The organism is Candidatus Andeanibacterium sp. (assembly GCF_057143545.1).
On sequence record NZ_DBNHSF010000218.1, the window covers coordinates 1 to 7,877 of the forward strand.

A 7,877-nucleotide genomic window follows, 5' to 3' on the forward strand; every position below is an offset into this window, starting at 1 on the left:
CGCCTTGCGGAACAGTTCCAGCGCCCTGGTGTAATCCTCTCCGGTTATCGCCACATTCGAGGCGGCCCGGGCACGCAAATAGACATCGTAGAGCTCTACATTCTGCGTTTCGCGCTGCTCGATCGCCTTCTTTTCCTTGGGCAGGAGCTTGACCTTGAGCGCATCGACGATTGCTTTGGACAGCTCGTCCTGCAGTGCGAAGATATCATCGAGATCGCGGTCGTAGCGGTCGGCCCAGACATGGCCGTTGGTCTTCCCGTCGATCAGCTGGGCGGTGACGCGGATGCGGTTCCCCGCCTTGCGGATGCTGCCTTCGAGCACGTGGGTGACGCCCAGCTGCTTGGCCACCTCTGGCAGGTCGACATGCTTGCCCTTGAAAGTAAAGGCCGAATTGCGGCTGATCACCAGCAGCGAGGAGACCTTGGAAAGATCGGTGATGATGTCTTCGGTGATCCCGTCGGCAAAATATTCCTGTTCCGGGTCGCCGCCCATATTGGCGAAGGGCAGGACCACGACCGAGGTTTGCGCGGGCTTGGCCGCAGGGGCGGGCATCGCGACCGGAGCTGCCGCCGCAGGCTTGCCCAGCACTTCGCGGACATGCGCGACGAAGCCCTGCCATGCAGGGTCGGCGGCATCGCCGTTCCAGTGGCTGAGCTCCGCCGTTTGGACCAGTTCGAACATCACCGGGCGGCGGCACTGCTCGATCATCGCCGGAACGAGCGTCTTGTTCTGGTCGGCAATGGTCGCTTCGGAGCGCACCCAGCGCGAAACGACCGATCTAGGCGACCACAGCACAACGACCGCCTTGGCATCGTGCAGCGCGTTCTCGGTAACCTCGTCGTAAGCCTCGCCCGACCTGAGATCGACATCCCACCACACGTCCAGCCCCTCGGCCGCGAAACCGTCGGCGAAATGCTTCGCCCGCGCTGAATCCTCGCGGTTGTAGGAGAGGAAGATGTCGGGACTGCTCACGGAAACACGACCTCGAAATCATCGTCGCCCACCGGCCGCACGAAGTCGCCCCATTTGCCCGTTTTCCGCCAGTAATCATAGAGGCCCATATCGCGCAGGATATCCTTGAAGCGCGGATCGAGATGCGCCTCGCGCATCACCGGCCACCACAGGTAAAGCAGGATGCCGAATGCCGGATGCCGCTCGACATAGGCGTTGCGAAGGGCCGTCAGGCAGTCGTCCGGCGCATCGTAGTAGCCCGCGAGGAAGGCGAACCAGATTTGCCGCGTCGTGTCCTGCCAGCGCGGATCGGCGATCGCCGCCCGGACGAGCTTCATCGCGGCTTCGCGATCATGCACCACCGGCGCCAGCGCATCGAACAATTCGATCCGCATCTCGGGTCCGCGTACCTCGAGGAAGCGCTGGTATTGCCCGGCCTGCTCTTCGCGCGTCGCCGCGCCCTTGCCGCGCAGGAAGATGCGAAACTCGATATAACCGCGGTTGCCCGCGATATTGAGGCTGCGATCGTCTTCCGCCTGCGCCTCTTCGATCCGGCCCGTGATTTCCAGGAAATCGCTCAGGGTCAGCGAATGGAGGAAGCCGAGCGGATCGAGTCGCGCCTGCTCGCGCTGTGCGGCAAGGGCTTCCTCGTAACGCCCCATGAAAGCGACATGGACTCCCGGAAAGGTCCAGAACGGGCCATCGCGATACCCCTCGGGAAGGCGGCTGATCGTCTTCGTGGCTTCCTCGAATTCGTAGCGATGGCCTTGCAGCGAGGCCCGGCAAACCAGTGTCGCCGGATCGTTCGGCGCCATGTCCGCCAGCCGTGACTCGATCTCGGCAATCTCCGCCCAGGCCTCGTCGGCTCCTTCGGGCATGATCGTGGTCGAATTCTCCAATGCTGCCGCCAGGGCGGCATGAGCCTGGAGAAATCCCGGGTCGAGTTCGATGACCCGGCGCAACAAGGCGATCGCGCTGGTCAGGGTGTCGGTGCCGATCTGTATATTGAGCGCCCGCGCCCGCAGGTACAGGTCGTAGGCTTCGAGATTCGCGCAGCAGCGCTCCTTGATCGCCTTCTTTTCCTTCGGAAGCAGATTGACCTTGAGCGCTTCTACAATCGCCGCCGAAAGCTCGTCCTGCAGCTCGAAAATATCGTCGAGCTCGCGGTCCCAGCGGTCGGCCCAGATATGGCTTTGATCCGCCCCGTCGATCAGCTGCGCGGTGACGCGGACCCGGTTTCCGGCCTTGCGGATGCTTCCTTCGAGCACATGGGTGACGTTCAATTGCCGCGCGACATCCCGGACATCGACATTGCGCCCCTTGAAGGTGAAGGCGGTGTTGCGCGCGATCACCTTGAGTGCCGAAACCTTGGAGAGATCGGTGATCACGTCCTCGGTGATTCCGTCGGCGAAATAGTCCTGCTCGGGATCGCCGCCCATGTTGAGGAACGGCAGCACCGCGATCGAGATCTGGTTGAGGCTGGGCAGCGGTTCGGACGGGCGCGCAGGTTCGGGCGCAGTTTCCTTCCCGATGAATTCGCGCACATGGCGGCAGAAATCGCACCAGACCGGATCGTTCAGGTCGCCGCGCCAGTGGATCAGGTCGGCGGTCTGCACCAGTTCGAACATGATCGGCCGCTCGCACGGTTCGATCATCGCCGGCATCAGCACCTTGCGCCGGTCGGCCAGCGTTGCCTCGGCCCTGACCCAGCGGCTCTCGACCGAGCGCTTCGACCACAGCACGACCACTGCCTTGGCCTCGCGCAGGGCGCGCTCCGTGACCTCGTCGTAAGCTTCGCCGCTGCGCAGCGCGACGTCCCACCAGACATCAAGCCCCTCGGCCGAAAAGCCGTCGGCGAAATGCTTCGCCCGCGCGGCATCCTCGCGGTTGTAGGACAGGAAGATGTCTGGACCGGGCACGCGCTTCCCCTCGGCCCTGCGCCGCATGGCAGGGCCCGAACGCCGCAACCGGGTCGCAAGGCAATCGGGCAGGTGCGGCTCCCCCCGAAAGCCGAGGCAATCCTATGGCCCAATTGCTAGCGATTACAAGGCGAATCCCGGTTCGCCGCTTGCAATATTGATTCCTAAATTCCCGCCCTGGCAAAGGCCTGGTCAAGGTCCTCGATCAGGTCGAGCGGGTCCTCGAGCCCGATATTGAGCCGGATCATCCCTTCCTCGACGCCCATTTCGGCGCGGCCTTCGGGTCCCATATTGTTGTGGGTCGTGCTCGCCGGGTGGCAGGCGAGGCTCTTGGCGTCGCCGATATTGTTCGAGATATCGATCAGTTCGAGCGCGTCGAGCACCGCGAAGGCCCGCTCGCGCCCGCCCTCGATGGTGAAGCTGAAGATCGGCCCGCAGGCGTCCATCTGCTTCATCGCGAGATTGTGCTGGTCGAAGCTCGGCAGGCCGGGATGGAGGATCTTCGGCACCCGCCCTTCGACGAACTTGCCGACCTTGAGCGCGTTTTCGCTCTGCTTGTGCGCGCGCAGATCGAGCGTTTCGAGTCCCTTCAAGACGACCCAGGCGTTGAACGGCGAACAGACCGGACCGGTGTTGCGCTGGAACGGCGAGAGCACCTCGTTGATCCATTGTTCGCTGCCGCACACCGCCCCGGCGAGCACCCGGCCCTGCCCGTCCATCAGCTTGGTCGCGCTGTAGGCGACGACGTCCGCCCCGAATTCAAGCGGGCGCTGGAGCGCGGCGGTCGCGAAGGCGTTGTCGACGATGGTGGTGATGCCTTTCGATTTGGCCAGAGCGCAGACGAACTCCAGGTCGACGATATCCATCGTCGGGTTGGCCGGGGTTTCGAAGAAGAACACCTTCGTATTCGGCTGGATCGCCGCTTCCCAGGCGGCGTTGTCGCGCCCGTCGACCGCCGTGTGGGTAATCCCGAAACGGTTGAACACGTTGTTGAGGATCCAGCGGCACGAGCCGAAGGCTGCCCGCCCGGCGACCACATGGTCGCCCTGCGACAGCATGCACAGCATCGCGCTGGTCATCGCCGCCATCCCGCTCGCCTGCGCCTTGCACGCCTCGGCCCCTTCCATCGCCGCGATCCGCTCTTCGAGCATCGCCACGGTCGGGTTCTGGAAGCGCGAATACTGCATGCCCTTGGCCTCACCCGCGAAGCGGTCGGCCACGGTCTGTGCGTCGTCGTAAGTATAGCCGGAGGTGAGGAACAGCGCTTCGCTGGTCTCGCCCTGTTCGCTGCGCCAGGTGCCCGCGCGCACCGCGCGCGTCGCCGGCCGCCATTTGGCGGTCTTCGAGCGGTCGGTTCCGGTGGTGCGTTTCATGGCGCAAGGCTTTACGGTCGCAGCGCGCGGCGGGCAACTTTCTTCGTGGCCTGGTGCGACGGTCCGCCCCCGCCGCTTGGCCGGACCGGCCCCAAAAACTGCCTGTTCAAGCTGTTTCCCGTTCGAATCCCGAGGGAAAGCGGCAATCCCTAACCGGCGTGTAACCATGTTGAATAAGCCTGATCGAACCATATTCTGCGCTTGTGCGCTATCATGCGCCCTGGAGCCCAACCCTGGAACGAATCCCCACCGGACGGGCAGGCCGCGGCGCGGCCGCGCGCCAATGGCGTGGTCGAGCAGTTCGAAGAGGAATACGAGGGCGACAACCCCGCCTATGCGAGCCTGCTGGGCAAGCGCAAGAACAAGCCCAAGAAGACCCCGGTCCTGATCCTCGACGCGCATGAGGCGACCAAGGCGGCCGAGGTGATGGAACTCAATGCCGGCCAGCTGATGACCAATCCCCAGCGGTCCGAACGCATCACCGACTTCCAGACCTTCGACATTCCCGAAGACGAGCTCGAAGAGGAAATCGAGGAATTGGACGAATTCGTCGAGGACGACGAGGACGAACTCGACATTCCCGAGGAGTATCGCGTCAGGCTCGAACCGGTCGACGAGGAAGCGGCGCAGACGGCGGCATTCGAGGAAGCGCCGCTGGAAGAAGCTCCGTTGGTCGAAACTCCGGCCGAGGATTGGGCGGAACCCGAACCGGCAGAATTCGACCAGCCCGAATTCGAACCCGAGCAGCCCGCGCAACCCAGCGCCGAAATGCGGCTGCGCCAGGCCTATGGCTTCGGAGGGCCGATCACCCCCTCCCGCTCGGACGCGGAACGCTTCTACGATGCGGCTCCGCCATCGGTCCCGCTGCCGTTCGAATCCGTGGAGCCGGACCCCGCCGCGGAAGATCCGGCCGAAGCGGACACGACCGAACCCGGATTCGCCCCGGCGGAAGAGCTCGAAGAAGCGGCCCCGGCCCATGGCGAACATCTCGCGGAGCCCGGGATCGACGAATTCGGAGACCAGGCGCAGCCATACGAAGCGCCCGGCGAACCGGGCCAGGAATGGTCGTGGGACGAGCCATCGCACGAATTTACCGGCGCCGACGAGGAGGCCGACGATATCGGCTGGGAGCCGGACAGCACTGCCGAACCGGCAGCCGGCTGGGATCGGCCCAAGGGCAAGGAAAAGCTCGACGCGCTGGGGCAGCCCTTGCGTTCGCTCGAGCCCGATCCGATCGAGGAATTGCCCGGGGATTTCGATTTTGCGGCGGCAGCCGACGCAAGCGAGCCATTCGCCGACGAATATACCTTCCAGCCGCAAACGCCGAACGCCCATGGCGTCGCCGAAGAGCCATACCCGGTCGAGCCGGCACCCTGTTTCGCGGACGAGGCCGGTTACGAGCAGGCATACGAGGGCGACTACGGCCTGGAGTCCGAACGCGAGTTGATGCCGCTGCCGACGCTGAAGCTGGAAGAGCCGGAAATCCCGCTGCCGCGCCACGAATTGCGCGCGCGGGTGGTCAAGGTCCACCGGCCGCACGTTCCGCTCTGGCTGCGGATCTGGAAGGGCCTGGTGTGGCTCTATCGCTGGGCGGAGCGCCGCTGGGGCAAGCCCAAGGATGAGCCGCAAGTGCCGGAGAAAGCCCAGCCCGAACCTTCAGGTGTCATGGCCTGGCTCAAGCGGATCAAGTTCTAGCGCTTAGAGGCGCGCGACGATCGCCGCGCCGATCTCCGCGGTTCCGGCAGTGCCGCCGAGGTCCGCGCCCTTGATCCCGTCTTCGAGCGTACGGGCGACCGCCGCTTCGACCCGCGCCGCCTGTTCCTCTTTCCCGAAGGAATGCCGCAGCATCATTGCGAGCGAAAGCACCATCGCCATCGGGTTGGCCTTGCCCTGCCCGGCGATGTCGGGCGCGCTGCCATGGATCGGCTCGTACAGGCCCTTGGTGCCGTAGGCCGTCTGCGTCTCGCCCAGCGAAGCGCTTGCCAGCAGCCCGATCGAGCCGACGCACATGCTGGCCTGGTCGGACAATATATCGCCGAACAGATTCCCGGTGACGATCACGTCGAACTGGCCGGGATCGCGCACCAGCTGCATCGCGGCGTTGTCGACATACATGTGGCTCAGCGCGACATCGGGATAGTCCCTGGCCACCTCGATCACGACATCGCGCCACAGCTGGCTGGTCTCGAGCACATTGGCCTTGTCGACGCTGCACAAGCGGCCCTGTCCATCCTTGGCTCGCCCCTGCGCCGCGCGGAACCCGACATGGGCGATCCGGCGGACTTCGTCTTCGGCATAGGACATGAAATCGAAGCCCTGGCGGCGCCCGTCGTCGAGCGTGCGGATCGCCTTCTCGCCGAAATAGACGTCGCCGTTCAATTCGCGCACGATCAAAAGGTCGATCGCCCTCGCGATTTCAGGCCGCAGCGCGGACAGGCTTTCGAGCCCGGGGAACATCTTCGCCGGGCGAAGGTTGGCGAACAGGGTCAGCGCGCTGCGCAGGCCGAGGATCGCCTGTTCGGGCCGCAAATGGCGCTCCAGCGCGTCGCAATCGGGATCGCCGACCGCGCCGAACAGCACCGCGTCGGCCGCCCTGGCCGCTGCGAGCGTTTCGGGCGGCAGCGGATGGGCGTGCTTCCTGTAGGCCGTCCCGCCGACATCGGCATGGAGCAGCTCGACGTCGTTGAGCTTCAAGGCATCGAGCACCAGCAGTGCCTGCTCCATGATCTCCGGGCCGATCCCGTCGCCTGCCAACACCGCAATCTTCATTGATCCATCCGCCCTAACCGTTCGCGCAGCATAGTCCGGGCCGCCATAACATCGCCGCGCCGGTCGGCAAGGAGGTAGCGCTCCAAGGGCGCCGAAAGCGCATCCATCGCGGCGAGCGCGTCGGCAAGCCCGTCGCCCTTGGGCCTGCCGCCCCCGCCATAGCCAAGCTCGCGCAGCACCAGCACTTCGTAGCTCACCAGCGCCCCGGCCCAGCCGCGCGCCGAGGGGGCATGGCAGATGGCCTCGAGCAGCGCCTTGAGCGCCTCGTAGAGCGCGGGATAGGCATGGCGTTCGGGCAGCGCGATGGCCGTAAACGCGGTTACCCAGTTGATCGCCGAAGCGGGCAGCGGTTCATTGAGCCACGGCCCGCGGCTTTCGACCAGTTCGAGCCTCGCGAACGGCAGCTGGCTGTCGGATTTCGAGCGCAGATCGACCTCGACCAGGTTGCCGGGGATCACCACCGGCCGCAGCTGCCGCCCCCTGCCCCCCGCGACATAGCCTGCGACCAGCCCGTAATCGGCGGTCAGCAGCCGCGCGATCACCGCCGTCTCGCCATGCGGGCGGGCAGCGCACAGGATCGCGGGGGCGCGCAGGTTCATCAGGGCGATTTGGCGAGATTATGGCTCTGCGGCAAGTCACCAGGTCATCCCGGACTTGTTCCGGGATCCAGCTTCCTGCCGGGCTGCCAAGAACCAGCTGGACCCCGGCACAGGGCCGGGGTGACAAGCTGGCCTACATCTGCTCGGGCATGCCCAAATGCTGGAGGAAATCGGGCTTGCCGAGCGAGACGCCCTGCGCCCGCATGATCGCGTAGGCGATGGTGGCGTGAAAATAGAAATTGGGCAGCGCGAAATTCCGCAGATAG

General features: G+C 65.1%; 7 protein-coding genes. 1 reads left to right on the forward strand and 6 read right to left on the reverse strand.

Annotation, left to right across the window (positions count from 1 at the left end; genetic code table 11):
* The 3 genes from AC16XC_RS12785 to AC16XC_RS12795 form a co-directional block, all read right to left on the reverse strand.
* The coding region (locus AC16XC_RS12785; protein ID WP_484035045.1) for a TIR domain-containing protein at positions 1-972 on the reverse strand (972 nt) is incomplete at its 3' end.
* A complete protein-coding gene (locus AC16XC_RS12790; RefSeq protein WP_484035046.1) occupies positions 969-2,897 on the reverse strand; it encodes a TIR domain-containing protein in 1,929 nt (642 codons plus the stop codon). The genes AC16XC_RS12785 and AC16XC_RS12790, both read right to left, overlap by 4 nt.
* Before the next feature lie 137 nt (positions 2,898-3,034).
* Complete coding sequence (locus tag AC16XC_RS12795) at positions 3,035-4,243, reverse strand: trans-sulfuration enzyme family protein (protein ID WP_484035047.1); 1,209 nt, start codon at positions 4,241-4,243, stop codon at positions 3,035-3,037.
* Positions 4,244-4,456: 213 nt separating this feature from the next.
* On the opposite strand from AC16XC_RS12795, the gene AC16XC_RS12800 reads away from it, so the two are divergent.
* Positions 4,457-5,938 (forward strand): hypothetical protein, encoded by a 1,482-nt coding sequence (locus AC16XC_RS12800; protein ID WP_484035048.1) that lies wholly within the window; start codon positions 4,457-4,459, stop codon positions 5,936-5,938.
* Positions 5,939-5,941: 3 nt separating this feature from the next.
* On the opposite strand, the gene leuB is transcribed toward AC16XC_RS12800, so the two are convergent.
* From leuB to AC16XC_RS12815, 3 genes are all read right to left on the reverse strand, one after another.
* Positions 5,942-7,012, reverse strand: a complete 1,071-nt coding sequence (gene leuB, locus AC16XC_RS12805) for a 3-isopropylmalate dehydrogenase (protein ID WP_484035049.1) — start codon at positions 7,010-7,012, stop codon at positions 5,942-5,944.
* On the reverse strand, positions 7,009-7,611 hold the full coding sequence (recO, locus tag AC16XC_RS12810) for a DNA repair protein RecO (RefSeq protein WP_484035050.1): 603 nt from the start codon (positions 7,609-7,611) through the stop codon (positions 7,009-7,011). The genes leuB and recO overlap by 4 nt, the downstream gene beginning before the upstream one ends.
* 133 nt (positions 7,612-7,744) lie before the next feature.
* Complete coding sequence (locus tag AC16XC_RS12815) at positions 7,745-7,873, reverse strand: DUF1993 family protein (protein WP_484035051.1); 129 nt, start codon at positions 7,871-7,873, stop codon at positions 7,745-7,747.
* Positions 7,874-7,877 lie beyond the last annotated feature (4 nt).

What these genes read in the sequence shown, in the direction of transcription:
- AC16XC_RS12790 (WP_484035046.1), bottom strand. Translation starts at nt 2,897, where the DNA reads ATGCGGCGCAGGGCCGAGGGGAAGCGCGTGCCCGGTCCAGACATCTTC.
- AC16XC_RS12795 (WP_484035047.1), bottom strand. Translation starts at nt 4,243, where the DNA reads ATGAAACGCACCACCGGAACCGACCGCTCGAAGACCGCCAAATGGCGG.
- AC16XC_RS12800 (WP_484035048.1), top strand. Translation starts at nt 4,457, where the DNA reads ATGCGCCCTGGAGCCCAACCCTGGAACGAATCCCCACCGGACGGGCAG.
- leuB (WP_484035049.1), bottom strand. Translation starts at nt 7,012, where the DNA reads ATGAAGATTGCGGTGTTGGCAGGCGACGGGATCGGCCCGGAGATCATG.
- recO (WP_484035050.1), bottom strand. Translation starts at nt 7,611, where the DNA reads ATGAACCTGCGCGCCCCCGCGATCCTGTGCGCTGCCCGCCCGCATGGC.